General features: G+C 71.7%; 19 protein-coding genes and 1 pseudogene. 3 read left to right on the top strand and 17 right to left on the bottom strand.

The annotated features are described in order from the left end of the window. The first annotated feature begins 76 nt into the window (after positions 1–76). Together AC3WRN_RS07125 and AC3WRN_RS07120 are read left to right on the top strand one after the other, a co-directional pair. Positions 77–1,147 carry a GNAT family N-acetyltransferase gene (locus AC3WRN_RS07125; RefSeq protein WP_492622447.1) on the top strand — a complete coding sequence of 357 codons (1,071 nt, stop codon included), beginning with the start codon at positions 77–79 and terminating at the stop codon, positions 1,145–1,147. Continuing rightward, positions 1,140–2,033, top strand: coding sequence for a hypothetical protein (locus AC3WRN_RS07120; protein ID WP_492622446.1), 894 nt, complete (start codon positions 1,140–1,142; stop codon positions 2,031–2,033). The genes AC3WRN_RS07125 and AC3WRN_RS07120 overlap by 8 nt, the downstream gene beginning before the upstream one ends. On the opposite strand, the gene AC3WRN_RS07115 is transcribed toward AC3WRN_RS07120, so the two are convergent. From AC3WRN_RS07115 to AC3WRN_RS07035, 17 genes and pseudogenes are all read right to left on the bottom strand, one after another. Beyond that, positions 2,030–3,634, bottom strand: coding sequence for an ArnT family glycosyltransferase (locus AC3WRN_RS07115; protein WP_492622445.1), 1,605 nt, complete (start codon positions 3,632–3,634; stop codon positions 2,030–2,032). The two genes, AC3WRN_RS07120 and AC3WRN_RS07115, sit on opposite strands and share 4 nt — an antisense overlap. A gap of 147 nt (positions 3,635–3,781) precedes the next feature. Further along, entirely contained in the window at positions 3,782–4,987 is a 1,206-nt protein-coding gene (locus tag AC3WRN_RS07110) for a DegT/DnrJ/EryC1/StrS family aminotransferase (RefSeq protein WP_492622444.1), read from the bottom strand. Positions 4,988–5,009: 22 nt separating this feature from the next. Next, positions 5,010–5,417, bottom strand: coding sequence for an EamA family transporter (locus tag AC3WRN_RS07105; RefSeq protein ID WP_492622443.1), 408 nt, complete (start codon positions 5,415–5,417; stop codon positions 5,010–5,012). Then, positions 5,414–5,791 (bottom strand): EamA family transporter, encoded by a 378-nt coding sequence (locus AC3WRN_RS07100; RefSeq protein WP_068094214.1) that lies wholly within the window; start codon positions 5,789–5,791, stop codon positions 5,414–5,416. The genes AC3WRN_RS07105 and AC3WRN_RS07100 overlap by 4 nt, the downstream gene beginning before the upstream one ends. A 2-nt stretch (positions 5,792–5,793) precedes the next feature. Then, entirely contained in the window at positions 5,794–6,636 is an 843-nt protein-coding gene (locus tag AC3WRN_RS07095) for an alpha/beta hydrolase (RefSeq protein WP_492622442.1), read from the bottom strand. A gap of 67 nt (positions 6,637–6,703) precedes the next feature. After that, on the bottom strand, positions 6,704–7,684 hold the full coding sequence (locus AC3WRN_RS07090; protein ID WP_492622441.1) for an efflux RND transporter periplasmic adaptor subunit: 981 nt from the start codon (positions 7,682–7,684) through the stop codon (positions 6,704–6,706). Continuing rightward, on the bottom strand, positions 7,681–8,433 hold the full coding sequence (locus AC3WRN_RS07085; protein WP_492622440.1) for an ABC transporter ATP-binding protein: 753 nt from the start codon (positions 8,431–8,433) through the stop codon (positions 7,681–7,683). Before AC3WRN_RS07085 ends, AC3WRN_RS07090 begins: the two co-directional genes overlap by 4 nt. Before the next feature lie 5 nt (positions 8,434–8,438). Beyond that, positions 8,439–9,569: an ABC transporter permease gene (locus AC3WRN_RS07080; protein WP_492622439.1), complete on the bottom strand. Its 1,131-nt coding sequence runs from the start codon at positions 9,567–9,569 to the stop codon at positions 8,439–8,441. Continuing rightward, positions 9,569–11,020 (bottom strand): efflux transporter outer membrane subunit, encoded by a 1,452-nt coding sequence (locus tag AC3WRN_RS07075; RefSeq protein WP_492622438.1) that lies wholly within the window; start codon positions 11,018–11,020, stop codon positions 9,569–9,571. Before AC3WRN_RS07075 ends, AC3WRN_RS07080 begins: the two co-directional genes overlap by 1 nt. A 134-nt stretch (positions 11,021–11,154) precedes the next feature. Continuing rightward, positions 11,155–12,564: a sensor histidine kinase gene (locus AC3WRN_RS07070; RefSeq protein ID WP_492622437.1), complete on the bottom strand. Its 1,410-nt coding sequence runs from the start codon at positions 12,562–12,564 to the stop codon at positions 11,155–11,157. Next, positions 12,561–13,250, bottom strand: coding sequence for a response regulator (locus AC3WRN_RS07065; RefSeq protein WP_068094190.1), 690 nt, complete (start codon positions 13,248–13,250; stop codon positions 12,561–12,563). The genes AC3WRN_RS07070 and AC3WRN_RS07065 overlap by 4 nt, the downstream gene beginning before the upstream one ends. Before the next feature lie 166 nt (positions 13,251–13,416). Further along, complete coding sequence (locus tag AC3WRN_RS07060) at positions 13,417–13,599, bottom strand: hypothetical protein (protein WP_492622474.1); 183 nt, start codon at positions 13,597–13,599, stop codon at positions 13,417–13,419. Positions 13,600–13,608: 9 nt separating this feature from the next. After that, a pseudogene (locus AC3WRN_RS07055) lies at positions 13,609–14,118 on the bottom strand (alpha-2-macroglobulin family protein); the annotation flags it as partial. A gap of 50 nt (positions 14,119–14,168) precedes the next feature. Further along, positions 14,169–15,038 (bottom strand): alpha/beta hydrolase, encoded by an 870-nt coding sequence (locus AC3WRN_RS07050; RefSeq protein WP_492622436.1) that lies wholly within the window; start codon positions 15,036–15,038, stop codon positions 14,169–14,171. 96 nt (positions 15,039–15,134) lie between these two features. After that, positions 15,135–17,144 (bottom strand): S1 family peptidase, encoded by a 2,010-nt coding sequence (locus AC3WRN_RS07045; protein WP_492622435.1) that lies wholly within the window; start codon positions 17,142–17,144, stop codon positions 15,135–15,137. 181 nt (positions 17,145–17,325) lie between these two features. Beyond that, positions 17,326–19,569 carry a TonB-dependent receptor gene (locus AC3WRN_RS07040; RefSeq protein ID WP_492622434.1) on the bottom strand — a complete coding sequence of 748 codons (2,244 nt, stop codon included), beginning with the start codon at positions 19,567–19,569 and terminating at the stop codon, positions 17,326–17,328. A gap of 191 nt (positions 19,570–19,760) precedes the next feature. Beyond that, a complete protein-coding gene (locus tag AC3WRN_RS07035) occupies positions 19,761–21,992 on the bottom strand; it encodes a glycoside hydrolase family 3 C-terminal domain-containing protein (protein WP_492622433.1) in 2,232 nt (743 codons plus the stop codon). A 143-nt stretch (positions 21,993–22,135) separates the two neighbouring features. Between AC3WRN_RS07035 and AC3WRN_RS07030 the strand changes: the two genes are divergently transcribed. Beyond that, entirely contained in the window at positions 22,136–26,626 is a 4,491-nt protein-coding gene (locus AC3WRN_RS07030; RefSeq protein ID WP_492622432.1) for a DEAD/DEAH box helicase, read from the top strand. The last annotated feature ends 3 nt before the right edge of the window (positions 26,627–26,629 follow it).

Genomic DNA, 26,629 nt, shown 5'->3' with positions numbered 1-26,629 from the left:
GGCGACAATGGAAGGCCGGCGCAAGGTGGGCCGGTCAAGCTATTGGCCAGCACAGTCTAGGCAAACTCGCTTACGCATGCCTTTCATTTCGCAACTGGAACCGGACGCGCTGCTCGCCGCGTTCATGGCCGAGCCGCCGGCCGGCTTCGCGGTGGACCATTCGCCGCAGGGCATGCCGGCCTTCGTGGCGCCGTTCGACCTGCTGACCACGGCCGACGACGCGCTGCGCCGCCGCGTGGCCGCGCTGCCGCTGTACCGCCACTGGAGCCGCCTGCTGCGCTGGCGCACCCGCTTCGCGGGCACCACGGTGACCGAGTACGCGCCGCTGCCGCCGGACGTGGCGCCGGCGGCGCTGGCGCAGGGGCTGAAAGCCGCCTTCGGGGACGAATGCGCCCTGCTGATCGTGAAGGACATCGCGCAGGATTCGCCGCTGCTGGACGACGCGGCCAACGCCCACGCGCGCGCCTTCGCCGCGGCCTGCGCGGCGGCGGGCTTCGTGCTGCTGGAAGGCCAGGCACTGGCCTTCGTGCCGATCGACTTCGGCTCGGACGACGAATACCTGGCCAGGCTCAGCTACAGCCGGCGGAAGAACATCCGGCGCAAGCTGCGCTCGCGCGCCGATCTCGAGATCGAGACGCTGCGCACCGGCGACGCCTGCTTCCGCGACGAGGCGACGCTGGCCGCGTTCCAGGCGCTGTTCGACAACGTGTACGCGCAGAGCACCATCCACTTCGACCGCCTCGGCGCGGACTTCTTCCGCCTGCTGCTGCAGGACGCGGCCAGCGGCGGCGTGGTGTTCGTCTACCGCCACGAAGGCAGGATGATCGGCTGGAACCTGTGCTACGAGTACGGCGGCAAGCTGGTCGACAAGTACATCGGCCTCGCCTACCCCGCGGCGCGCGAGCACAACCTGTACTTCGTCAGCTGGATGCACAACCTCGGGCATGCGCGCCGGCGCGGCCTGAGCCATTACGTGGCCGGCTGGACCGACCCCGAGGTGAAATCCTTCCTCGGCGCCCGCATGACCTTCACCCGCCATGCGGTGTACGCCCGCAATCCCCTGCTGCGCGCGCTGCTGCGCCGGCTGGGCAGCCATTTCGAGAGCGACCGCCACTGGCAGGCGGCCGCGGAAGCCGCCGATGAATGACCTCGCGAACCGCCCCGTCGTGCTCGACATCGACCGCTCGGTCGGCCCCCTGCCCGGCCGGCTGGTGCTGCCGCTGGAACACTGGCAGGAGTCGATCCGCTTCGGCTGCTCGCTGGCGGACATGCGGCGTTTCCGCACCATGCTGGACGAGCTGCTGCCGGCCGAGTACGGCACCGTGTTCCTGGGCAGCGGCGATTTCCACCACCTCAGCTGGCCGCTGATCGCGCGCTTGCGGCCGGCCGCGCCGTTCCAGGTCGTGGTGCTGGACAACCACCCGGACAACATGCGCTTCCCGTTCGGCGTGCATTGCGGCTCGTGGGTACGCAAGGTGGCGATGCTGCCGCAGGTGAGCCACGTGCACGTGCTCGGCATCACCTCGCCCGACATCGGCGGCGGCCACGCCTGGGAGAACTACCTTGCGCCGCTGTGGCGCGGCAAGCTGAGCTACTGGAGCATCGGCGTGGATACCGGCTGGGCGCGCCGGCTCGGACTGGCGCGGGCGTTCCACGGCTTCGACACGCCCGCGGCGCTGATCGACGCGTTTGTCGAGCACCAGCGCACGCAGGCCGCGCCGAGCTACCTGTCGATCGACAAGGACGCGTTCGCGCCCGAGGTGGCCCGCACCAACTGGGACCAGGGCCGCCTACAGCTCGACCATGCGCGGGCGCTGATCGACAGCCTGCGCCACGGCCTGGTCGGCAGCGACATCAATGGCGAGGTCTCGCACTACCGCTACCGCCAATGGTGGAAGCGCAAGCTGTCGGCGCTGGACGAGCAGCCGGTGATCGACCCCGCGCAGCTCGCCGGCTGGCAGGCGCAACAGCACGCGCTGAACCTCGAACTGCTGCAGGCGATCGCGGCGCGTTCCGGCCGGGCCGCCTACTAGCCACGCCGAGGATCCACCGGTGGCGCCGCTGCCGTCCCCACGATGTCGCCGGCATGCCAGATGCGCAGGCTGCCGTCGCGATAGGGCTGCCGGTACAACGGCGTGGCCGGGTACTGGTAGCCCGGCTCGCCGCTGATGACCCACCCTTGCGGATGCGCGCGCGCCCACGCCGCGACGGCGGCCGGGTCGGTGGTCGCCGGGATCGGCGCGGTCAGCCGCCCGGCAAAGGTGAGCAGACCGTACTGCGGCCCGGCGAACAGCAGCGGGACACCCGCCTGCTGCGCGGTGGCCACGCGCCGGGCCGCTGTCTTGACGTCGTAGCGGGGGCCGGCGCCGAGCACGAAGGCAAGCTTGCACAGCAGCAGCGCCGCCAGCATGCCCAGCGCGGCGAGGCTCACCGGCAGCGACGGCGCCCGCTGCCACACGTACGCCAGTCCCACGATGACGATGAGTACGCCGCAGGCGATGGCTCCCGCACGGCCGGCGCGATCGGTCGCCAGCCGGCCCAGGCCGATCGCCACCGCGATGCCGATGAGCGCCAGCACCAGCCCGACGCGCCAGCCCACCACGCGCCAGCGGCCGGCGCCGAGGCGCACCCCGCCGGCCAGGGCCAGCGCCGGCAGCAGCGGCAGCAGGTAATGCGGCTGCTTGCCGCTGATCAGGCTGAACACGACGAAGCCGGGAACGAACGCGGCCACCACGAAGCGGTCCACCACCCCGCCGACGGAAGCGGATGCGGACGCGCCGCGCCCGGTCGAGGCCACCCACGGCAGCAGCATCGCCGGCAGGATCGGCAGGTACCACCACCAGGGTCGGGCATGCGCGAAGCTCTGCACCACGCGCCCCAGCGTCTGGTGCAGGAAGATCGCGTCCGCATACTGGGCGCCGCCCGCGCTGGCGGCGGGCAACGCCCAGGCCAGCGCCAGCAGCACGGCGCCGAGCAGCGCACCGAGCAGCCGCAGCCAGGTCGCGAGCGGCCGCGCCTGCGGCAGCCACCACGGCGCCAGCAGCGCCGGCACGCCGCCCACCAGCAGGGCGACCGGGCCCTTGACCAGGACCCCCGCACCCAGCGCCACGGCCATCGCCGCGAGGGCAAGCGGCCAGCGCCGACCCGCCAGCGCAGGCGTGGCCCGCCACGCCGCCAGCGTGCACAACGTGAGCAGCATGTCGAACATCACCACGCCCGCGTACACCGCGCCCGCGGCGCAGCCCAGCCACAGCCACAGCGAGGCCTGCACGCCCGCCCGCTCGACGCCCAGCCGCCGGCCGAGCGAGGCGAGCAGCGGGAGGGTGGCCAGCGTCACGAACAGCTCCAGCAGGCGCGCCGCCCAGGCGTGCACGCCGGTCACCGACCACGCCAGGTTGATCAGCCAGAACAGCAGCGGCGCCTTGTCCGAATACGGCGCGCCGTCCAGCCACGGCACCAGCCACTGCCCGCTCAGGTGCATGTTCCACGCCACCGCGAGGTAGCGCGTCTCGTCGATCGGCACCGGGAACAGGAAGAACACCGGCGGCAGCAGCAGGATCAGTGCCGCGATCCCATGCAGTCGCGGGTCCTCGCGGAACCTGCTGGTGATGCCCGTGTGCTGCACTGCCGTCATGCCGCCCCCTGTGGAAACTGCGTGGAAACCGTCGTCGGCGCTGGCGCCCGGACGCCGGCAAACCGGGCGACATTCTTGCGGGTGGAAGATTTCGTCCGTGTGAATTGGCGGCGGCGCGGCGGCGCGACGGCGCGACGGACGGGCGCCTCAGCCGCACTCGAGCACGCCGCAGATCGTTTCGAGGTCCGTGTCGGTCATCCACGGGCTGTTGCCGATGGTGAGGCTGCGCGCGGCGAAGTCGCGGGCATGCGGCACGTTCTGCGCGGGCACCATGCCGGCAAGGTAGGGGTAGTCGGGCAAGGCGTGGATGAACAGGCGGCTGACGCCGAGGCCGGAGCGCCACAGCTGCGCCAGCGCGGCGTCGCGGCGGCGCCGGTCGGGCAGCAGCAGCAGGAAGAACGGCCAGGTGCCGTGCGCGCCGGCGGGGTCGTCGAGCACGCTGACACCGGGGAGGCGGCGCAGCCGCGGCAGGTGGCGGCGCGCCTGCGCCGACAGCTGCCCGAGGAAGGCCGGCAGGCGCACCACGGCATGCGCGCCCACCGCCTGGCGCCAACGGCCCACCGCATGCAGCGGCAGCGGCAGCGCGAAGTCGTCGCCCACCGCGGCGACCTCGTCGCCGTGGCGCAGCGCGCGGCGCAGCGGATCGCCGTAGGCCAGGCGCAGGCCGCGCGGACGGTACAGCGCGGCATAGCCGACGAGTTCGAGGCTGCGGCGCAGTTCCCAGCGCAGGCTATGGGGCGCGATGCGCGCGGCGGTGCGCGCCAGCCGTTCGCGCAGCGCCGGGTCGCGCGCCAGCAGCAGGCCGCCTTCGTAGATCGACAGGCCCTTGCCGGCGGCAAGGCTGAAGAAGCCGACGTCGCCGGCAAGGCCCACACTGCTCCCCGCGCGACGCGCACCCAGTGCCTGGGCGGCATCCTCGATCACCCAGGCGCCGACCTGGCGCGCGACGGCGAGCGCATCGGCGACATCGGCGACGCGACCGGCCAGGTGGGTGGGCACGATCGCCAGCGTGCGCTCGTCGCAGGCGGCGCGCAGCGCGGCCGGGTCCATGTCGTAGTGACCGGGACGCAGGTCGCACAGCTGCAGCTCCAGCCCGGCCTGGTGCACCGCCAGCGCCACCAGCGGGCAGGTGTAGGCGGGCACCACCACGCGACGGCGCTGCGGCTGCGCCTCGCGCAGCGTCGCCAGCGTGATCAGCAGTGCGGCGGTGCCGGAGCAGGCGAGCTGCAGCGGCGGCGTGCCGAGCAACGTGGCGACACCGTCGGCCAGCGTGGGCGCGCCCGGGCGCAGGTCGGCCAGCCGCAGCGGCAGGCCGGCGGTGGGCGGCAGTTCATGGCGGCGACGGGGCAGCATGCGCGCAGCGTACCGCGGCGGCTCAGGTGTCCGCGGCGGCCGGCCCGGGCGCGGCGGCGTGCTCGCTGTTTTCGGCGAAGCCGAGACAGACGATGCCGGCGATGATCGCGATGGCGCCCGCCACGCGGACCAGGGTGAGCTGCTCGTCGAACAGCCACACCGACAGCAGCATCACCGACACCACCTCGAGGTGCGAAGCGGCGAACGCGGGGCCGATCGGCGCGTGCTTGAGCAGGGCCATCCAGGTGAAGAACGCGCCGACATAGCCCACGATGGCGCCGTAGACCCACGGCTGGCCGAACACGCGCAGCAGCCAGGCCACATTCGCCTCCACCGGCAGCGCCTGGGTCCCGGCGTACTTGAAGCTGATCTGCGCCAGGGTGTCGAAACCCATCAGCAGCAGGAAGCCGAACAGGTAGAAGCGCTTCATCCGCCGAGCCCCACGATCGCCACGCCGAGGGTGACCAGCAGGATGCCGGCGATGCGCAGCCGGGTGAGCTTCTCGCCGAACAGGATGCGTCCGGCCACCATGATCGCCACGATGTTGATCGAGCCCAGCAGCACGCCCTCGGACAGCGGGACCAGCGACAGGAACGCGATCCACACCAGGAACTCGATCACGTAGCAGCCGACGCCCAGCCACAGCCACGGCCGCGCCGCCATGTGCTTCCAGCGCGCCAGCCCGTCGCCGGCGGTCTCGTCGCCGGCGGCGGCCTTGAACGCCAGCTGGCCGCCGCTGTCGAGCACGATGTTGAGCAGCCACAGACCCGCGACCAGGGGGGAGATGCTGTCGCCCGCCGGCATGTTCAGGCCGCGGCCGCGATGTGCGGTGCGTGGCCGGCGGCGACCACGCGCTCGAAGAACGCCGCCGAGCGGTCGATCAGGGTACGCCGCTCGCGGTCGATGGTGATCATGTGGTAGCTGTCCTCGAGCAGCAGCAGCTCGGTCGGCGCGGCGACGTGGCGCAGCACCAGTTCGGCATTCTTCGGGCTGGCCACGTCGTCGTCGCTGGCGTGGGCGACCAGGCACGGCGCGGTCACCTGCGGCAGCTGGCTGCGTACCGCGGCGGCGAGGCCGTACATCTCGGCCAGCGAGTACCACGGGTTGCCGGGCAGGCCGGCGGCGGCGCTGTCGCCGCCGAGCATGGCGGTGCTGACCTGCGCGCGCAGGCGCTCGTCGCGAATGCCGTAGGGCGGCTGCTCCATGAAGCTGCGGCCGCGGCCGATGCCGAGCTTCTTCAGCAACGGCAGCAGGAACGACAGCCGCGCCATCCGCGGAATGCTCCAGCCGTCGTAGCGGAAGGTGGCGCCGTACACGCCGACGCCGGCGACCTGCCCGGGGCGGTCGGCGGCCAGCTTCAGCGCCAGCAGCGCGCCCATCGACAGGCCGCCGACGAACAGGTGGTCGACCTTTTCGAGCAGCGCGTCGGCGGCCTGCTCCACGCTGGCGTACCAGTCGCGCCAGCCGGTGGCGAGCAGGTCCTCGACGTTGCCGCAGTGGCCGGCCAGCTGCATGCCGTGCACGGTGAAGCCGGCGCGGTTGAGGCCCTTGCCGAGCAGCTTCATTTCCATCGGCGTGCCGGTGAGGCCGTGGATCAGCAGCACGCCGCTGCGGCCACCCTCGAAGAAGAAGTCAGTCTGCTGGATCACGCGTTTGCCTTGCGGGGATGGGTCGCGGCGATTTTCATGCATGGCATGGTCGCAGCCGGCGGTTTCCTCAGTCTTTCGCGGGCGGCGCGGCGGGCGGCGCCTTGCCGAAACGCACCATCACGCGCTGGCCGATGCGCAGGCCCCGGGTTTGACCGGGGTCGGGCTGGTCGAACGCCAGCACGCATTCCACCGTGCGGGCATTGGCGCGCACCTGCGGGTCATTCTCCAGCGTGGCCGGGCCGTACACCTTGCCGACGCGCAGCACGTGCGCGCTCCAGGACGCGCCGGCGCGCCCGCTGTCGGCGCTCACTTCCGCCGGCATGCCGGGCTGGATCGCGCCGACGAAGCTGTCGTTGAGTTCCGCGCGCACGATCCGCGGCTTCTGCGGCAGCAGGGTGAACACGGCGCCGGAGGCGGGCGACACGCTGGCGCCGGGCTGCGCCGACACGCGCACCACCTCGGCGTCGAACGGGGCCAGCAGGCTGCGCTGCTTCAGCTCGTAGCGGGCCTCGTCCAGCTTCTGGCTGGCCATGTCCAGCGCCGCGCGGGCCGCCTGCTGCTCCGCGTCGAGTTGCGCGGCGGCCTCGCCGGCGTCGTCGGCGCTCTGGCCGTCGCCGGCGCCGGCAGCCACGGCTGCGGCCAGCCGCTGCGCGCGCTGCTTCGCCGCCGCCTGCTTGATGCCGAGCAGTTTCAGCTGCGCCTGCGCCTGCTCCCGCTGCGCTTGCGCGGCATCCACCGCCAGCCGGGCCGGCTCGTCGTCCAGCGCGGCCAGCAGCTGGCCCTGCCGGACATGGTCGCCCTCGTGCACCGCGACCCTGGCGAGCACGCCCTCGCGCGGCATCGACAGGCTCAGCAGCCCGCCTTCGACGTCGATGCGGCCGCGCGCCACCGCGGCATAGGCGGCGACCGGGCCGGCAGCGGGACCGGCCGGCGCGGCCGGCCGTGAACAGCCCGCGGCCAGCCAGGTGCTGCACAGCGCCAGCGAGCCGAGCCGTAGCCACCGGGAGACGGCAGAGCGTTGCGATGGATGGGACAGGAGCGGTTTCATGAAGGATTTCCGTGGCTGTCGGTGACCGGCGCCTGGCTGCGCCGGTCGCTGAGTATGCGGCCGTCCTCCATCGCCAGCACGCGGTCGGCGTGGACGACCAGGCGCGGGTCGTGGCTGACGCACAGCACCGTGGTGCCGTGGTTGCGCGCGATGCGATGCAGGATGTCGATGATGACCTGGCCGTTGGCGGCGTCCAGCGCGCTGGTCGGCTCGTCGGCGAACAGCAGCTCCGGCCGCTTGGCCAGCGCGCGGGCGATCGCCACGCGCTGCTTCTCGCCGCCGGACAATTCGGACGGGCGCAGCCGCATGCGGTGCGCCAGGCCGACCTCCTCCAGCGATTGCTGCGCGCGGCAGCGCGCCTCCTCGCGCGACAGGCCCATGTGGTTCAGCGGCAGCTCGACCTGTTCGAACGCAGAGAGCGCGGGGAACAGGTTGAAGCCCTGGAACACGAAGCCGGTGTGCTGCAGGCGGAACCGCTCCAGCGCGCGCAGGTCGAGCTGGCCCAGTTCGCTGCCGAGCGCACAGACGCGGCCGCCGTCGACCTTCTGCAGGCCGCTGAGGACCGCCAGAAGGGTGCTCTTGCCGCAGCCGGACGGGCCGGAGATCAGGGTCAGTTCGCCGGCCTCGATGTCCAGCGTGAGACCGTCCAGCACCTGCGTGCGCTGTTCGCCGGACACGAAGGCCTTGCTGACGTGTTCGGCACGCAGCGACGGCGGGCGGGCGGATTCGATGACGGTGGCGGCCTGCATCGCGGTTACCTCAGCAAGGTGGCGGGGTCGGCGCGGCGCAGGCTGCGCATCGCGGCCAGGCCGGAGACGGCGGCCAGGCCCATCACCAGGATGATGCAGGCCAGCGCCGCCGTCACGTTCAGCACCACCGGCACATCCTGGCTGCGCGCCAGCAGCATCAGCGCGATGCCGAGCACGCTGGCGCCGAGCAGCCCCAGCGCGCCGACCCAGAACGCCTGCTCCAGCACCACCTTGCGCAGGGCGCCCACGCCCACGCCGAGCGCATTGAGCGTGGCGTACTCGCGCACCGAGCCATTGACCGCGGCGATCAGGGTCTGGCTGGTGATCGCTGCGCCGACCAGGAACACGATGCCGGCCAGGAACAGCACGCCGGCGCCGGCGCCGGTGTCGAATAGCCAGTAGCGCACCGAGATGTTGGCGAAATCGCGGGCGCTCCATGCGGTGTACGGGCCAAAGGCGGTATCGCCGCGCAGGCGCGCGGCCACCGCTTCGGCCTGGGCCGGATCGCGCAGCTTCGCGACCAGGTAGGTCGGGCCGTCGTCGCTCGGGTCGCTGTCCAGATGACGCGCGGTATCCAGCGAGCACAGCACGTTGACCCCGCCCAGCGCGCGCAGGCCGGTGCTGATGCCGACCACGCGCACCTGCCGGCCGTTGATGGTGGCGGTCTGGCCGATATCCACGCCGAGCTGGTCCATGGCGGAGCGGTCGACCACGATCGCGTCCGGCTCGGCCAGCCGCGCCCGCAGCGCGGGCGACAGCACCCTGGAATACATCAGGCCGTCGGCGCGGGTGTCGATGCCGGAGACGAACACCGATACGCCGCCGGTTTCATGCGCCCCGCGCCAATCGCCGTCGACCCACAGGTACGGTTCGACCCGTTCCACGGCCGGATCCATCAGGATGCGCGACTGCAGGTCGGCATTGATCGCGCGGCCCAGGCTCACGCTTTGCGTGCCGGGAAAACCCACCCACACGTCGGCCGACGAGCCGGTGATGTACAGGCTGGTGCTGCCGAAGATGCCCAACACCAGCGCGATCTGCAGCAGCTGCAGCAGGCCGGCGAAGCCGACCGCCAGGATCGCCGGCAGGAAGCGCCGCCATTCGTAGACCAGGGTCTTGCGCGCGAGGGCAACCATCAGCGGTCCGCCTGTCCCGCGGCGACCGGCGCGGGCGATGCATCCGGCGCCGGCGCGCCCGGCCGCGGCGCGCCGCCGAGCGCTTTGAACAGCGCCACGTAGGCCAGGCTGTGGCTGGCGCGCGCGTCGGCCAGTTCCAGCGCGGCCTGGTCCGCGGCGATCTGGCTCTCGACGCGATCGAGCGGGCTGCCCAGGCGCAGCCCGACGCGTTTCTGCACGGTCTGGTCGACGCGCTGCAGCGCCTGCCATGCGAGCTTGCTGTGCTGCTCGCGCTGCTCTTGCTGCTGCAGGCTGCCGAGCGCGGTCTCCACCTCGGCGACGCCCTGCAGCACGGCCTGCCGGTAGGCCAGCACGCTGGCCTTCAGCTCGTGGTCCCTGGCGTGCTTGGCCGCCACCCGCATGCCCCAGTCGAACAGCGGGATGTTGATCGCCGGGCCCACCGACGCGATGCCGTTGGGGGTGGTGGAAAAGCGGTGGTTGTTGTTGATGTCGGTGGCCCAGACCATCGACGCGCCCAGGCCGATGCTGGGATACATGTCGGCGTGGGCCAACGCCAGCTCGCCGGCGGCGCGCAGCACGTCCGCCTCGGCGTGCGCGATCTCGGGCCGCGTGCGCAGCAGGTCGGCCGGGGTGCCGTCGATCCGCCAGCTGCCCACTTCGGGGGGCGAACCAGCCTGCAACCAGGCCGGATCGGGCTGGTTGCGGCCAAGCAGCACGGCCAGCCGTTGCGCGTTGGCGTCGATCGCCTGACGCGGCGCCGCCAACGCGGCCTGGGCCTGCGCGAAGGCGGCCTGGGCCTGGTCCACCGCGCCCGGCGAGGCCAGTTGCAGGCGCTCGCGCGTCTGCACCAGTTCCCATTCGCGCTGGCGGGCCTGGCTCACCTGCAACAGCAGCTGTTCCTGCTGCTGGGCGGTGCGCAGGCCGATCCACTCGCGCACCACCTCGGCGACCAGGCTGACCCGCGCGGCCTGCAGGTCGGCGAGGCTGGCATCCAGTTCGCCCTGCGACAGGCGCCGGGTGCCTTCGGCGCGGCCGAACAGCCCCAGTTCCCAGGTGGCGTCGAAGCCGGTGACGAAGTACGAGGCGCTGGCGTCGGGGTCGATCGCATCGTTGGTGCGCGCGACCAGGCTGGGCAGGTAGCGTGCGCCGGAATGCTTGCGCAGGATCCGCGCCGCGCGCATGCGCTCGACGGCCTGTGCCACGTCGAGGTTGTCGGCCAGCGCGCGATCGACCAGCGCATCGAGCCCCGGATCGGCGAAGGCGTGCCACCAGCCGTGCAGGTCGGTCGGCGGGGCCGGCTGCGAGGCCACCGCGTGCTGCCACTGCGCCGGCACCGGCGGCGCCAGCTTCGGCAGCGGTGCGGCGCAGCCGGCCAGCCCGCAGAGCAGCGCACCGAGCAGGCCGGTGCGCAAGCGGTTGCCGGGGATGGCCCTGCTCGATCGGGGTGACACGTCGGACGGATTCCATGACGACGCCTCGCGGAAGGCGTGTGTGTCGGTAGGTGGTGGGGATACTCGCGCGTATTGTCGTCGTGAAATCTTACTTCCTCCTGACGACGATGGGGTGGGGGTCGCGCGGGACGTGGTCATGGTGGAGAGGCCAAGGCGGGCGGCGGGGGTGGAAAGTGTACGTCCACACGCAGGCCGCGTTCCTGTCCGTTTCGAAAGACGACCTCGGCATGATGGCGTCCGGCGATGCGCCGGACAATGGCCAGGCCGAGTCCGCTGCCCTGCTCCTGGCTGCCGCCGACACGGAAAAAACGCTCGCTCAGCCGCGGCAGCAGCTCTGTCGGCACGCCCGGCCCGTTGTCCTCCACGCTGAGGGTGGCGCCGCCGCCCTCCCGCGCCTGCAGCCGCACCGTGATGACGCTGCCGCGACCGGCATAGCGCACGGCGTTGTCGATCAGGTTGTCCAGCAGATCCTGCAGGCCGGCCGCGTCGCCCAGGATGTACAGCGGCTCCTGGCGGCCCTCGTAGCCGAGGTCGACACCGGCGCGGATCGCCTCGTACACGCGCTGCGACACCGCCTCGGGGATCAGCCTGGCGAGGTCGAGCAGCCGGTAATCGCCGGTATCCGCCGGAGCCGCCTGCGCACGGGTCAGCGCGAGCAGCTGCGAGGAGGTACGCGCGGCGCGCCGGGTCAGCCGCTGGATGTGGTCGAAAGCGTCGGACAGCGTCTCCGGCCGCGGGTCGGCGAGCGCACGGTCGACGTGCAGGCTCAGCCCCGCCAGCGGGGTGCGCAGCTGGTGCGCGGCGTCCGCGATGAAGCGGTCGTGCAGGGCCAGCATGCCGCGCAGGCGGCCGAACAGCGCGTCGATGGTGCGGGTCAGCGGCTGGATCTCCTGCGGCACGTCGGGACCGTCGATCGGCGCCAGTTCGTCCGGGCGGGTGGCCAGCCGCGCGGTCAGCGGATCGAGCACGCGCAACCCGCGGCTGACCCCGAACCAGACCAGCGACAGTACGCAGGCGATCAGGAAGGTCTGCATGACCACCGCCAGCAGCAGGATCTCGCGGGCCTGCTCGTGGCGGTCGCGCAAGGTCTCGGCGACGACGATGGTGAGGCTGTCGCCGGGGTCGTCCGACGGCGTCACCCGGACATCCGCGGCACGCAGGGTATGCCCGTCCAGGCGGGTGTCGTACAGCGTGGGCGTGGCGTCGGGCGCCGACGCGGCCACCGGTCGCGCCAGCCGGCCGTCGCCGGCCAGCAGGCCGTGCCGGGAACTGCTCACGCTGAAATAGCTGCGGCCGACCGGATCGTATTCGAGCAGGAAGCGCGCCTGCGGCGTCAGCCGGTCGGCTTGCGGGTCCTTGCCAAGCATCTTGGCCAGCGTCAGCGCGTCGCCGCCGAGGTCGCGGTCGTGCACCCGGTTGGCGTAGGTCAGCGCCACGCCATAGCTCAGCAGCGCATCCAGCAGCAGCAGCACCGCCATCGGGATCAGCAGGAACACCAGCAGCCGGCGGCGCAGGCTGGGGCGCGATGGCGACGACCGCTTCATGCCGACTCGCTTCCGCCTTCGGCAAGCTCTTCCAGCAGGTAGCCCAGCCCGCGGATCGTGCGCACGCCGGTGCCGCTGCCGTCCAGCTTGCGGCGCAGGCGATGGATGGCGATGTCCAGCCCGTTGTCGGTCAGCTCCTGGTCCCAGTCGCACAGCGCCTCGACCAGCTGCGCGCGGCTGGTGACCCGGTCGGCGCGCAGCGCCAGCGCCTCCAGCAGGCCGAACTCGCGCGCGGTGAGCTCCAGCGGCGCCTGGTCGACCCAGGCACGATGTCCGGGCAGGTCGAGCCGCAGCCGGCCGAGCTGCAGTTCCGGCTTGCCCTGGCTGCTGGCCCGCCGCAACAGCGCGCGCACGCGCGCCTCGAACTCCGCCAGCTCGAACGGCTTGACCAGGTAGTCGTCGGCGCCCAGGTCGAGTACGCGGACACGATCGGGCAGGCCGTCGCGCGCCGTGATCACCAGCACCGGCAGGCCGGTGCCGCGGTTGCGCAGGCGCTGCAGCACCTCGCTGCCGTCGAGCACGGGCAGGCCGAGGTCCAGCACCAGCAGGTCGTAGCCGTGGTCGCGCAGGGCCGCATCGGCGAGGCTGCCGTTGACCACGTGGTCCACCGCATGGCCGCCATGCCGCAGCGAGGCACGGATGCCTTCGGCAATGGACATGTCGTCCTCGGCCAGCAGAATGCGCATGGAAACTCCGGGTTGCACGCGAATGTGCCGCATCATGGACCACCGGGTCGATGCTGTCTCGTGCGGCTCGGCGGCGTGGATGGGGGCGCGGCGGACCGGTTTCCAGTCTTCGGCCGCGTCCATTCAGACAACGCCGGCGGCCCGCAGTTCGCGGCGCGGCGCCCGCTCAGTCGGCCACGCGCACCTGCAAGGCGCTGAACGCGCCGCTGCGGGCCAGCGCGGTGATGGTATGCGGGCCGGGCTGCGGCAAGGTCAGGCTCCGTGCCGCCGCGCCGTCGCTGCTGCCCCGCAGGCGGCCGTCCAACAGCCACTGCACCTCGCCTTGGGCACCCAGGGCCTTCAGCGTCACGCGCAACGGATGGTCCGCCGCTTCGCCGGCGCGGAACACCGGCGCGGTCACGCAGACGTCGTGACGTTCCCGCTCTTTTCGTCACCGGGATCTCGAAGGTGGCGCCGGCCTTCGCCTCGATAGTTCTTCGCGTAGAGCATGATGATCGATTCCACCAGCAACACGCCGGGGCCATCGTGCGGCGGCGTCACGCCGACCTTCATGGTGTCGCCGGGCGCGGTAGCGCGCCTTGTCCAGCGCCAGCTTCACCTTGTCCGGGCGCGCCGCCTTGCCCAGGTTCTCGTCGTCCCGGCCGTAGCCGGCGATGAACGGGGACACCGCGGTGGGTTTCATGGACGGGTCATACACCTCGACCCGGCAGCTGCCCCATTGCACCGGGCATTCCACCTGGGCCGACTTGCCGGCGGCCGCGTCGACGCCCTTTTCGTCGATCAGCTGCAGGCGCTGGTTCGCGTTCGGCGGCCAGCCGCCGTTGCGCTCGCGCTACCGGTAGAAGTGGCGCGGTTCGCGTTGCAGGCGGGCATCGGGCGCGCCGGTTGCGCGGCGCGGCAGTTACGCCTGCGCCGATGTCACTCCGGCGTCTGCCGGCCCAGCCAGTCGCCCAGCTGCATCAGCACCTGGCCGCGCCCCGGCTCGGCCTCGTTGAACAGCTCGTGGTACAGCGTCGAGAAGAAGCGCGTGGTCAGCCGGCCCGTCGCGGCCGCCCGGCGGGCAAACTCGCGGCTGCCGGACGGATCCACCAGCTCGTCGCTGTCCGCCACCAGCAGCAGGGTCGGTTGCGCCAGGCCGGCGGCGTCGGCGATGCACGTGGCGCCGGCACGGAAGATGAAATCGGCCAGCCGCGGCGTGATCCAGCCGTGCTGCAGCCGGTCGCCGCGGTAGTCGATCACCACCTGCCGGTCGTGCGACAGCTTGTCGACGGCCAGTCCGTTGCGCAGCGGCAGGCTCGGCGCGACGCGGCTCAGCAGCCGCGCCAGGGCGATCATCCGCGGCGACTCCCAACTGCGCAACGCCGGCGAGGACAGCACCAGCGCCGGTGGCGCCACGCGGCCATCCAATGCCGCGCGCAGGGCGACCAGCCCGCCCATGCTGTGGCCGAGCAGCAGCGGCGGATGCGGCAGGCCGTTGGCGTAGTCGTGGTAGGCGGTGGCGAGGTCTTCCAGCAGGTCGTCGCCGTGGCGCAGGCGGCCGCGGCGGCCCGGGGTCTGGCCATGGCCGCGCTGGTCGTAGCCGCGCACGGCATAGCCGCGCTGGTTGAACCACCGCGCCAGGCGCCGGTAGCGGCCGCTGTGTTCGCCCAGCCCGTGCACCAGCAGCACCGCGCCGCGCGCCTGCGGCAGCGGCCAGTCGCGCAGGAACAGCCGCTGGCCGTCGGCCAGGTCGAGCCAGGACGTGGGTTCGGTGCCGTCCGCAGGACGGTTCTGCAGTGCCGCGTGCATGGGTGGTTTCGCGTCCGTTTTGGGTCCGGCGCCGCCGCGCGTGCCGTATGGGCCGGCGCGAATCCCGGTTGGCCGGGATCCGCGCCTGGGCCTCCATCAGTGTTCCGTGACCCGCATGTCCTTCGTCAGCAGGTCGAGCTTGCCCTTCATGTCGGCCTGGGGCTGGGTGCCCGCGGTGCCGTAGAAGGCGGTGTACAGCACCGTGGACGGACTGCCGCCCGCGGCGGCCGGGGCGACCACGGCGTTGATCATCATCAGGTCGTTCTCGTAGCGCGCCACGGCATTGTAGGGATACTGCCGCTCCGCCAGCTTGCGCCAGCGGCTGCTCAGGTCGTCGTCCAGCCCCGGCGGCGGCGCGACGTAGCGCTGGACGTTGACGTTGTTGTGGTCGTCGGAGGCCGAGTCCTTCCAGACGTTCACATCACCCACGTCCCACACCGGCTTGCCGCCGTCCAGGAAGAAACGGAAGCCCAGCCACAGCAGGTTGTCCGGCTTGACCTCCTGCAGGGTGGACGGATAGGAGAACGCCACCCGCGGCGAGCTGTAGCTGAAGCGGCGGTCGTAGTCGGCGTCGATGCGGATGCCCTTCAGCGTGGCCGGCTGCAGCGCCGGGTTGCCAAGGAAATCCTTCCACTGCGCGAGGGTGCCCTGGTAGGTGACGTAGACGAAGCTGCTGAGCTCGTCCAGGTCCAGCATGGTGTCGTGCTCGTGGGCGGGCGGCGTGAAGCGCACCAGCATCACGCTGCCGTCCGGCACCGGCAGCGAATACGCCACCACCAGCGCGTTGGCGTAGGGCAGCGGCCACACGGCGACGTGCCAGGGCCGCTGCCAGCGGTCGAGGCGGGTCGACTCGCGCACGGGCTTGCCCAGCGAGGTGAGCTTGACCTTTTCGCCGGCGACCGCGCGATGGAACATGCCGGTCCGTGCCAGCAGGTCCATGCGCGTCTTCGCGTCACCGTAGAACGTCGCCGCGGCCATCCCGTCGGGCCGGCGCAGGCGCACCAGCCCGTTGCGCGCGACTGCGCCGGTGGCCACGTAGCCGTTGCCGTCCAGCGCGAAATGCTGCGCCTGCTCGCCGACGCGCCGCCATTCGCCGTCGCTGCCGCGCACGATCAGCGAGGGAAAGCCATTCAGTTGCGTCTGCTGGTGCAGCAGGCGCGCCGAACCCGCGCCATTCGGAAACAGGTTGGCGGACTCCTTGGCGAGCAGCGCCTTCAGCTGCGCATCGCTGTTGGCGTCGATGCGCGACTGGAATTCGCGATAGAAGTCGTCCAGGCCGACCGGCAACGCGAACTGCGCCTTGAACTGGCTGTTCTCGACCGTGTCGAACAGGTCGATCTGGTAGGCGAGGCGCGAATCCATCACGGCCCGGCCGGACGGTGCGTCCAGCACTTCGCGGATCGGCAGCGCGTAGTTGAGGTTCTCGTTGGCCGACTTCATCAGCACCACGCCGATCAGCTTGCCGTCCTTGTCCAGCAGCGGCCCGCCGCTGTTGCCGGGCGAGGCGGCGGCGGAGAAGCGCATCCACTTCCAGGCGCCATTCAGCTGCTCCGGCGTGTCGGAGGTGTACAGGCCGTCGCGGATCACCACGCCGGTGCCCAGCGCGTTGCCCACCGCGTAGACCACCTGGTTGAGCGCCGGGCTGGCGTCGACCTCCAGCGCGGCGTCGCCCGCCGGCGGCTGCGCCAGCGTGAACACCACGAAATCCTTGCCCAGCGAGAACTTCTCGATCCTGCCGATCGGGTACACGCGGCCGGCGGCGTCGCGCAGCTCGGGCACCCCCCACAGGCTGCCCGTGCCGGCCAGCAGCACGTGGGCGGCGGTGACATAGCGGTTGTGGCCGATCGCGAACGCCGTGCCGATGGAATAGTACTTGTCGGTACGCTCCTGGTAGGGCAGCAGGTCCAGCGGCAGCGGCCGCTCGTAGCTCAGCGGATCGCTGGTCGGCTTGGCCTGCACCACCTCGAAGGTGGCCGCCTGGATCTTCGGCAGCATCGCGGGATCGAGGCTGGCCGCGCGTGCCGCCGGCGCCCCCGCCAGGCCCAGACCGCACAGCAACATCAGCACGCCGAGCCGGCGGATCGCTCCCTCATACCATGTACGCATAGGTTTCCTTTGCCCCGGGGCGGCCGCCCACGGACTCCCCTCGGCATCCTCGCGGGCAGCGGCCGGCATGCATCTTGGCATGGCCGCACGCCGCTTGCATGGCGGGCGCGGGCCGCGGCGCGGGCATGGGCGGGACATCCGCCACGCCGGCCGCTGGCGCGACGGACACCGGCGCTTCCGGTTACAGCTCGGCGCGGAATTCCACGCCGATGATGCGCGGGTCGTTGACGAAGGCGGTGCGGTTGTTGAAGTCGATCGCGCCGGTGATCGCCCGCTTGTCGGTGATGTTGCGGCCGTACAGGGCGACCTCGCGGCGGCCGTAATCCCAGTTGTAGCCGAGCCGCACGCCGCCTTCCAGCAACGGCTTGCCCTTGAACTCGGCCGAGTCGTACAGGAAGAAATTCACTTCGCTGCGGTAGTTCCAGTCGCTGTAAACGAAGAACTCGCCGCTGTCCCCGTACGGAATGCCGTAACGCGCGGTGAGCGTGCCGATCCACTTCGGCGCGTTCGGCAAGGTGTTGCCGTCGATCAGCGCATTGCCCGCGGCGTTGAGCGGGTTGAGCACGGTGCAGCCGGAGCCGCACACGGCCACCGCCAGGCCCGGGTCCTTCAGCTTGGTGAAGTTGTAGCTGCCGCCGGCGGTGAGCACGAAGTTCGGCGTGAGGTAGGCCTCCAGGTCGAACTCGGCGCCGTAGCCTTCGGTCTTCTTCGCGTTGATCAGGCGGGTGATGTTGATGTCGCCGCCCACCGCGGTGAGCTGCTGGTTGTGCATGTTGTAGCCGTACACGTCCGCGTTGAAGCGCACGTGGTTGTCCATGCCGGTGGTCTTCACGCCCAGCTCGTAGCTGGTGATCGTCTCTGGCTTGGCTTGCGAGATGAAGTCGGAGAACAGCACGCGGCCCTGCACGCTGGGCGCGCGGAAGCCGTTGGCGACGCGCGCATACACGTTGACGTTCGGGTTCAGCGTCCAGGTGCCGGTGAGGTCGCCGCTCCAGCGCGAGTCGTGCGGCTGGGCCGTCAAATGCAGCGGACCCGCACCGAACGGCGACAGATAGCGCGTCACCTGGAAGTCGCGTGAGTCGTGCGACCAGCGTGCGCCGGCGCGCAGCTCGAAGTCGTCGGCGAGCTGGTAGTTGGCCGAACCGAACACTGCCCACGCCTTGGTGCGCTGGGTCTGCCTCGCATAGCCGTCCAGGGCATGGTTGTTGAACGTGGCGTAGTCGAAATTGCTGATCGCGATGTCTTCGTCGAACCAGTAGGTGCCGACCTGCCAGTTGAGCTTGTCGTGCTGGTTGCTGGCGAGGCGGAATTCCTGGGTGATCTGGCGGTCGTGCGGCAGCGCATCGGCGGTTTCGGACGGGAACGGGATGAAGCCCGGGCCCATCGGCGGGTGGAACACTGCGCCGTAGCCGCCGTCGACGTCGCCGCGGCTGTAGGTGGTGGCGCGCTCCAGCCCGGTGATCGAGGTGAAGGTGTAGTCGCCCACGTTCCACGCCAGGTGCAGGTTGCTGCCCCAGCTGAACAGGTGCTGCTTGTTGAGCCCGTCCTGCGCCACCTTGTAGCGGTCGAAACCGGGCACGAAGCTGGGGCTGCCCAGCTCGATCGCATTGGCGCGGTTGACCATCGCGCTGCCGTCCAGCCAGCGCGCGTGGCCGTTGATCAGCGCGCTGAAGCCACCGTTCTCGTACAGCGCCTGCAGCCGCACGGCGCGGTCGTTGTAGCCGCCCAGCACGTCCTTCTGGCCGGTGAAGGTGTTGTCGATCCAGCCGTCGCGGTGCTGCGCCAGCGCCGAAACGCGGCCGGACCAGTGCCCGCCGAGCGCGCCGCCGAGCGCGGCCTCGGCATTTGCGGTGCCCAGCGTGCCGTACGAGACGCGGGCGTAGCCGCTGGTCTCCTGGCTCGGGCGCACCGACTCGAACTTGATCACGCCGGCCGGCGAGTTGCGCCCGAACAGCGTGCCCTGCGGGCCGCGCAGCACCTCGACCTGGGCCAGGTCGAACAGCGGGAAGCCCTTCAGGATCGGGTTCTCCTGCACGATGTCGTCGTACACCATCGACACCGGCTGCGAGGCGTTGAGGTCGAAGTCGCTGTTGCCGAGGCCGCGGATGTAGAAGCGCGGGAACTCGCGGCCGTAGGACGTCTCGGCATACACGCTGGGTGCGCGCGAGGCCAGCTGCAGCACGGTGTCGCCGGACTGGCCGAACGCCTCCAGCTTGTCCGCCGTCAGCACGGTCAGCGCCATCGGCACCTTCTGCATGTTCTCCACCCGCTTCGAGGCGGTGACGTTCACGGTCTGCAGCTCGGTGGCCTTGGCAGCCTGCGGCTTGGCCGGGGCGGCCTGCTGCGCCGGCGCGGCGGCCGGCGCCAGCGCGGCGGCAAGGCAGGCAGCAAGTACGGCGTGACGCAGCGAGGTGACGGCGTGCATGGTCGGTCCTTTTGTCGAGGGAGGGGACGACCGCAGTGCGGCCCACTCCGACGCCGCGTCGTCAACGCATTGTCATACAGCCGACCCTTTTGTGAAAGCGAGCCGAAGCATCCCCAGGGAAGCTCTGATTTGGCCCGCCATTCCGGCAAAGGCAGGAATGGCGGGCAAAAAGCCGATTGGCCAGACCTTCCCTAGCGCTGCATGCCGGCGGGAAAGACCCCGGGCAGCCGCAGCTTCGCCTGCTGCTCGATCTGCGCCGAGGAATGGCCGAGCAGCAGGTGGCAGGCGCCGGCCGCGACGCGCCAGCCATGGTCGCGTTCGTCGTAGCGCGCAAAACGCACCGCCGGCAGGGCGAGACGGATCCGCTTCGTCTCGCCCGGCTGCAGCGCCACCTTCTGCCAGCCGACCAGCCGCGATGCCGCCTCGCCGGGGAGCCGCGCATAGAGCTGCGGCACGTCGGCGCCGGCGCGCCGGCCGGTGTTGGTGACCGTGAACGACGCCGTCACCGCGCCGGTCGCATCCCTCGCGACGGCCAGCGGGCCATAGCCGAACGTGGTGTAGCCGAGGCCGTAGCCGAACGGGAACAGCGGCTTCTCGCCACGGCGCTGGAACCAGCGGTAGCCGACGTCGGCGCCCTCGATGTCGTAGTCGACCGTATCGGCAGGCTTGCCCTGCGGCGGCAAGCCGATCTCGGCCAGGCCGGCACCGGCGATCGCCGGGCGCGGCAGCTGCGACTCGTCGCGCGGCCAGCTGAGCGGCAGCCGGCCGGAGGGATCGACTTCGCCGAACAGCAGCCGCGCGATCGCCTCGCCGCCGGCGTTGCCGGGATACCACGCCTCCAGCACCGCCGCGGTCTGCGCCAGCCACGGCATCGCCACCGGGCCGTTGTTCTCCAGCACCACCACGGTGCGCGGGTTGGCCTTGGCGACGGCGGCGACCAGCGCATCCTGGTTGCCGTCCAGCGCCATGCCAGGACGGTCGAACGACTCGGCCGCCCACTGCTGCACGAACACCACCGCCACCTCGGACGACGCCGCCAGCTCCGCCGCAGCCGCGATGTCGGCGCCGCTGGCGTAGCGGGCGTTCCCGCCCACGCGCCGGGCGATCGCCGCCAGCGGCGCGGACGGGTGGTACTTCACCGGGCCGGGCCAGGCGGTCGGCGCCAGGCCGACCACCGGGTTGCCGCCCGGCGCGGTCACCGCGGACGAACCGCCGCCGGCCAGCACGCCCTTGTCCGCGTGCGCGCCGATCACTGCCACCGACTTCAGCGTGCCCGCCAGCGGCAGCAACCCGCCCTCGTTGCGCAGCAGCACCGCGCCCGCTTCGGCGGCGTCCTGCGCCACCTTCGCGTCGGCGGCGTAGTCGATCGGCGCCGGCCCGGCCGGGTGGTCGATCGCGCCGACCGCGAACAGGCTACGCAGGATCCGCTGCACCATGTCGTCCAGCCGCGCCTGCGGCACCTCGCCCGCGGCGACCGCCTCGCGCAGCGGCCCGTCGAAGTAGACCTGCGGGTCGAACGTTTCGCCGGCCGATTCCTGGTCGAGCCCGGCCAGCGCCGACTTCGCCGCGCTGTGCACCGCGCCCCAGTCGGACATCACGAAGCCCTTGAAGCCCCAGTCGCGCTTGAGCACCTGGTCGAGCAGCCACTCGTTCTCGCAGGCATAGGTGCCGTTGACGCGGTTGTACGCGCACATCACCGAGCCCGGCTCGCCGATGCCCAGCGCGATCTCGAACGCGCGCAGGTCCGATTCGCGCGCGGCGACCGGGTCGAGCTTCGCGTTCATCGTGTTGCGGCCGGTTTCCAGGTCGTTGACGGCGTAGTGCTTGAGCGTGGACACCACGTGCTGCGACTGCACCCCGCGCACCGCATGGCCGGCCATGATGCCGGCCAGCAGCGGATCCTCGCCGGCGTACTCGAAATTGCGGCCGTTGCGCGGATCGCGCAGCAGGTTGACGCCGCCGGCCAGCAGCACGTTGAAGCCCTTGCGGTGCGCCTCGAGGCCGATCATCGCGCCGCCGGCCTCGGCCACGGCCGGGTCCCAGCTGGCCGCCGTCGCCAGGCCGGAGGGCAAGGCCGTGGCGCCATCGCTGCTGTGGGCATTGAGCGGGCGCGCCACGCCCAGTCCCGCGTCGGTTTCCTGCAGCGCCGGCAGGCCCAGCCGCGCCAGCGCCGGCACGAAGCCCGCCGAACCCAGCGCGCCGTCCGGCATCGGCCGGCCGTCGGAGCCGCTGCCGTAACGGGCGGTAATCAGCTGGAATTTCTCGTCCGGGGTCATCGCCTGCACCACCAGGGCGGCGCGCGCATCGGGCGACAGCGCGGCGTCCATCCACGGCCGCGCCGGCGGCGGTTCCCCGGCGGCGGCGCCGGCCACCACGGCGAGGGCGATGGCGCTGGCAAGCAGGTACGGCGAACGACGGGACATGGACGACCTCGAGATGGGAAAGGGGTGGCGTGGCGGTGACCCACAGGGTGCTAACGTAACGTTTTCATCGCAAGCCACTTGCGTCACGGTCCGGTGCTCCGCGCTTGCGTGCCGCGCCGATGGTACCCATCTCCGGGAGACCCATGTCATCCCCGCTCGCCGATTTCCATCCTGCCGTCGCCGCGTGGTTCCGCGGCGCCTTCGCCGCGCCCACCGCGGCGCAGGCGGCGGCGTGGCCGTCGATCCGCGCCGGCCAGCACACCCTGGTCGCCGCGCCGACCGGCTCGGGCAAGACGCTCACCGCCTTCCTCGCCGCGATCGACGCGCTGGTGCGCGAGGGCGTGGCGCATGGCGGCGTGCTGGCCGACGCCACCACGGTGGTCTACGTGTCGCCGCTGAAGGCCTTGTCGAACGACATCCACGTCAACCTGGAAGCGCCGCTGGAAGGCATCCGCGCCGAGCTGGAACAACTCGGCCTGCCCGACGTGGCGATCCGCACCGCGGTGCGCACCGGCGACACCCCGCAGGCGGAACGCAACCTGCTGCGCAAGCTGCCGCCGCACATCCTGGTGACCACGCCCGAATCGCTGTACGTGCTGCTGGGCTCGGCCTCCGGCCGCGCCATGTTGTCCGGCGTGCGCACGGTGATCGTCGACGAGATCCACGCCATCGCCGGCAGCAAGCGCGGCGCGCACCTGGCGCTGTCGCTGGAGCGGCTGGAGTCGCTGTGCCGGCGGCGCTTGCTGCGGATCGGCTTGTCGGCGACACAGAAGCCGATCGAGATGGTGGCTGATTTTCTCGTCGGCACCGGCGAGCACCCCGCTCTTGCCCCTCCCCCTGCCGGCAGGGGGAGGTTGGGAGGGGGTAAAGCTTTTGATCTTCTTGAAGCAAAGAGCACCCCTCCCCAACCCTCCCCTGCGAGCAGGGGAGGGAGCACAGCAACCATCATCGACGTGGGCCACAGCCGTCCGCGCGACCTCGCCATCGAAGTGCCGCCGGTGCCGCTGGAAGCGGTGATGTCGAACGATGGCTGGGCGCTGGTCTACGACCGCCTCGCCCAGCTGGTGCGCGCGCACCGCACCACCCTGGTCTTCGTCAACACGCGGCGCATGGCCGAGCGTGCGGCGCGGCACTTGTCCGAACGGCTGGGCAAGGAACACGTGGCGGCGCATCACGGCAGCCTGGCCAAGGAGCTGCGGCTGGACGCCGAGCAGCGGCTCAAGCGCGGCGAACTCGAGGTGCTGGTGGCCACCGCCTCGCTGGAGCTGGGCATCGACATCGGCGAGGTCGACCTGGTCTGCCAGCTCGGCTCGCCGCGCTCGATCGCCGCCTTCCTGCAGCGCGCCGGCCGCTCCGGCCACAGCATCGACGGCACGCCGAAGGCGCGGCTGTTCCCGGCTACCCGCGACGACCTGATCGAATGCATCGCCCTGCTCGACTGCGTGCGCCGCGGCGAGCTGGACGCGTTGGTGATGCCGCCGCAACCGCTCGACGTGCTGGCGCAGCAGATCGTCGCCGAAGTCGCCTGCGCCGAATGGGGCGAGGACGCGCTGTACGCGCTGGTGCGCCGCGCGCATCCGTACCGCGATCTCGCACGCGGCGAGTTCGACGCGGTGGTGCGCATGCTGGCCGAGGGCTTCACCACCCGCCAGGGGCCGCGCGCGGCGTATATCCACCGCGACGCGGTGAACCGGCAGCTGCGCCCGCGGCGCAGCGCGCGGCTCACCGCACTGACCTCCGGCGGCACCATTCCCGACACCGCCGACTACAAGGTGGTGCTGGAACCGCAGGCGATCATCGTGGGCACGGTGAACGAGGATTTCGCGGTCGAGAGCATGGCCGGCGACATCTTCCAGCTCGGCAACGCCAGCTACCGCATCCAGCGCGTCGAGCGCGACCGGCTGCGGGTGGAGGATGCGCACGGCGCGCCGCCGAGCATCCCGTTCTGGCTGGGCGAGGCGCCGGGGCGCAGCGACGAGCTGTCGCTCGGCGTGTCGCGTCTGCGCGAGGAAATTTCCGCACAGCTGGATGTCGGCGGCGTGCCCGCAGCGATGGCCTGGCTGCGCGAGCAGCTCGGCCTGGACGAAGCCGCCGCGCAGCAGCTGGTCGACTACCTCGCCCGCGCGCAGGCCGCGCTCGGCGTGCTGCCCAGCCAGCGCACGCTGGTGCTGGAGCGCTTCTTCGACGAATCCGGCGGCACCCAGCTGGTGATCCACACGCCGTGGGGCAGCCGCATCAACCGCGCCTGGGGGCTGGCGCTGCGCAAGCGCTTCTGCCGCCAGTTCAACTTCGAACTGCAGGCGGCGGCCACCGAGGACGCGATCGTGCTTTCGCTGTCCACCAGCCACAGCTTCCCGCTGGAGGAAGTGGCGCACTACCTGCACTCGAACACCGCCGAGCACGTGCTGATCCAGGCCCTGCTCGATGCGCCGCTGTTCCCCGCGCGCTGGCGCTGGAATGCGGTGACCGCGCTGGCGCTGCCGCGCTTCACCGGCGGCAAGAAGACCCCGCCGCCGCTGCAGCGGATGAAGAGCGAGGACCTGCTCGCCGCGGTGTTTCCCGACCAGGTCGCCTGCCTGGAAAACATCGTGGGCGAGCGCGAGGTGCCCGATCACCCGCTGGTCAACCAGACCCTGCACGACTGCCTGCGCGAGGCGATGGACGTGGACGGCCTGCTGGCCATCCTGCGCCGGCTCGAAGCCGGCGACATCGCCATCGTGGCGCGCGACCTCACCGCACCCAGCCCGCTCGCCGCCGAGGTGCTGAACGCCGCGCCGTACGCCTTCCTCGACGACGCGCCGCTGGAGGAGCGCCGCACCCAGGCCGTGCAGACGCGCCGCTGGAACAGCGCCGACGGCGCCGACGACCTCGGCCGGCTCGATCCCGACGCGATCGTCGCCGTGCGCGAGGAGGCATGGCCGCGCGTGCGCGACGCCGACGAGATGCACGAGGCGCTGACCCTGCTGGGCTGCGTCACGGCCGATGAAGTCGCCGCCAACCCCGGCTGGAACGAGTGGCTGCGCGCACTGGCGCGGGCCGCGCGCGCCACCTTGCTCACGGTAGGAGCGCACCCTGTGCGCGATGCTCTTTCGTCGGGTGACGAAGAGCCATCGCGCACAGGGTGCGCTCCTACCGCGATCTGGACGTCGGCCGAGCAGTTGCCGCTGTGGCAGGCGCTGCATCCCGACGCCGCCATGCAGCCGCCGATCGATGCGCCGGCCGAGTACGCCGCGCAGTCGTGGACGCGCGAGGACGCGCTGCTGGAACTGGTGCGCCATCGCCTCGGTGGACTCGGTCCGGTCACCGTGGATGAACTGGCGCAACCCATCAACGTCGACGCCGGCGAAGCGGAGCAGGCACTGCTGCGGCTGCAATCCGAGGGCTACGTGATGCAGGGCCGCTTCGCGGCCAATGCCGCCGACACCGAATGGTGCGAGCGCCACCTGCTGGCACGCATCCACCGCTACACCATCGGCCGGCTGCGCGGCGAGATCGAGCCGGTGAGCCGGCGTGCGCTGATGCGCTTCCTGTTCGACTGGCAGCACGTGTCGGCAGCCACCAGGCTGAGCGGGCCGGACGCGCTGGCCGCCACGCTGGCGCAGCTGGAAGGCTACGAGGCCGCGGCCGGCGCGTGGGAGACCGAGCTGCTGCCGGCGCGCATCGATGACTACTCGATCCACTGGCTGGACGAGTTGTGCCGCGCCGGCCGGATCGGCTGGGCCCGCCTGCGCACGGGCAGCGGTGGCGGCGGCGGTCCGGTGCGCAGCACGCCGATCGTGCTGTTGCCGCGACGCGAAATGGCCGTCTGGACGTCCGCCGCCGGCGAGCCGCAGGAAGCCCTGTTGTCGTCGCGCGCGCAAGCCGTCGCCGATGCACTGCAGGAACATGGCGCGCTGTTCTTCGACGAACTGCTCGACCTCGCCCACCTGCTGCGCACCGAACTGGAGGACGCGCTGGGCGAACTGGTCGCCGCCGGACGGATCAGCGCCGACAGCTTCGCCGGCCTGCGCGCCCTGCTGCTGCCGGCGGCGAAGCGCGACGGCGGCCGGCATCGCCGGCTGCGCCGGCACCAGCTCAGCGGCATCGAGGATGCGGGGCGCTGGGCACTGGCGCGCACGGCGGCAACGGGTAACGGCAAGGCCGAACCCGACGCCATCGAGCACATCGCGCGCACCCTGCTGCGCCGCTACGGCGTGGTGTTCTGGAAACTGCTGGAGCGCGAGGCGCCGTGGCTGCCGCCATGGCGCGAACTGCTGCGCGTGTACCACCGGTTGGAGGCGCGCGGCGAGATCCGCGGCGGGCGCTTCGTCGAAGGCCTGGTCGGCGAGCAGTTCGCGCTGCCCGAGGCGATCGCGCCGCTGCGCGCGGTGCGCTCGCGCGCGGACGACGGCGAGCTGGTCTGCCTCAGCGGCTGCGACCCGCTGAACCTGGTCGGCACCGTGCTGGCCGGCGACAAGGTGCCGGCGCTGGCCGGCACGCGTGTGCTGTATCGCGATGGCGCGCCGATCGCCGCGCTGGTCGGCGGCAAGCCCGCCGCACTGATCGAGTTGTCGGCTGCCGACACCCAGCTGGCGAAGCACGCCTTGCTGCGCTACCCGCCGTCGCTGCCGGAAACCCGGGCCGCCGCACACTGACGC

Source organism: Rhodanobacter sp. FW101-FHT13A11 (assembly GCF_058790335.1).
This window is presented reverse-complemented; position numbering and strand designations above follow the sequence as displayed.

Bases quoted from the DNA above. Each gene is read 5' to 3' on its own strand.
- AC3WRN_RS07125 (WP_492622447.1), top strand. From the start codon at position 77: ATGCCTTTCATTTCGCAACTGGAACCGGACGCGCTGCTCGCCGCGTTC.
- AC3WRN_RS07120 (WP_492622446.1), top strand. From the start codon at position 1,140: ATGAATGACCTCGCGAACCGCCCCGTCGTGCTCGACATCGACCGCTCG.
- AC3WRN_RS07115 (WP_492622445.1), bottom strand. From the start codon at position 3,634: ATGACGGCAGTGCAGCACACGGGCATCACCAGCAGGTTCCGCGAGGAC.
- AC3WRN_RS07110 (WP_492622444.1), bottom strand. From the start codon at position 4,987: ATGCTGCCCCGTCGCCGCCATGAACTGCCGCCCACCGCCGGCCTGCCG.
- AC3WRN_RS07105 (WP_492622443.1), bottom strand. From the start codon at position 5,417: ATGAAGCGCTTCTACCTGTTCGGCTTCCTGCTGCTGATGGGTTTCGAC.
- AC3WRN_RS07100 (WP_068094214.1), bottom strand. From the start codon at position 5,791: ATGCCGGCGGGCGACAGCATCTCCCCCCTGGTCGCGGGTCTGTGGCTG.
- AC3WRN_RS07090 (WP_492622441.1), bottom strand. From the start codon at position 7,684: ATGAAACCGCTCCTGTCCCATCCATCGCAACGCTCTGCCGTCTCCCGG.
- AC3WRN_RS07085 (WP_492622440.1), bottom strand. From the start codon at position 8,433: ATGCAGGCCGCCACCGTCATCGAATCCGCCCGCCCGCCGTCGCTGCGT.
- AC3WRN_RS07080 (WP_492622439.1), bottom strand. From the start codon at position 9,569: ATGGTTGCCCTCGCGCGCAAGACCCTGGTCTACGAATGGCGGCGCTTC.
- AC3WRN_RS07070 (WP_492622437.1), bottom strand. From the start codon at position 12,564: ATGAAGCGGTCGTCGCCATCGCGCCCCAGCCTGCGCCGCCGGCTGCTG.
- AC3WRN_RS07065 (WP_068094190.1), bottom strand. From the start codon at position 13,250: ATGCGCATTCTGCTGGCCGAGGACGACATGTCCATTGCCGAAGGCATC.
- AC3WRN_RS07050 (WP_492622436.1), bottom strand. From the start codon at position 15,038: ATGCACGCGGCACTGCAGAACCGTCCTGCGGACGGCACCGAACCCACG.
- AC3WRN_RS07045 (WP_492622435.1), bottom strand. From the start codon at position 17,144: ATGCGTACATGGTATGAGGGAGCGATCCGCCGGCTCGGCGTGCTGATG.
- AC3WRN_RS07040 (WP_492622434.1), bottom strand. From the start codon at position 19,569: ATGCACGCCGTCACCTCGCTGCGTCACGCCGTACTTGCTGCCTGCCTT.
- AC3WRN_RS07035 (WP_492622433.1), bottom strand. From the start codon at position 21,992: ATGTCCCGTCGTTCGCCGTACCTGCTTGCCAGCGCCATCGCCCTCGCC.
- AC3WRN_RS07030 (WP_492622432.1), top strand. From the start codon at position 22,136: ATGTCATCCCCGCTCGCCGATTTCCATCCTGCCGTCGCCGCGTGGTTC.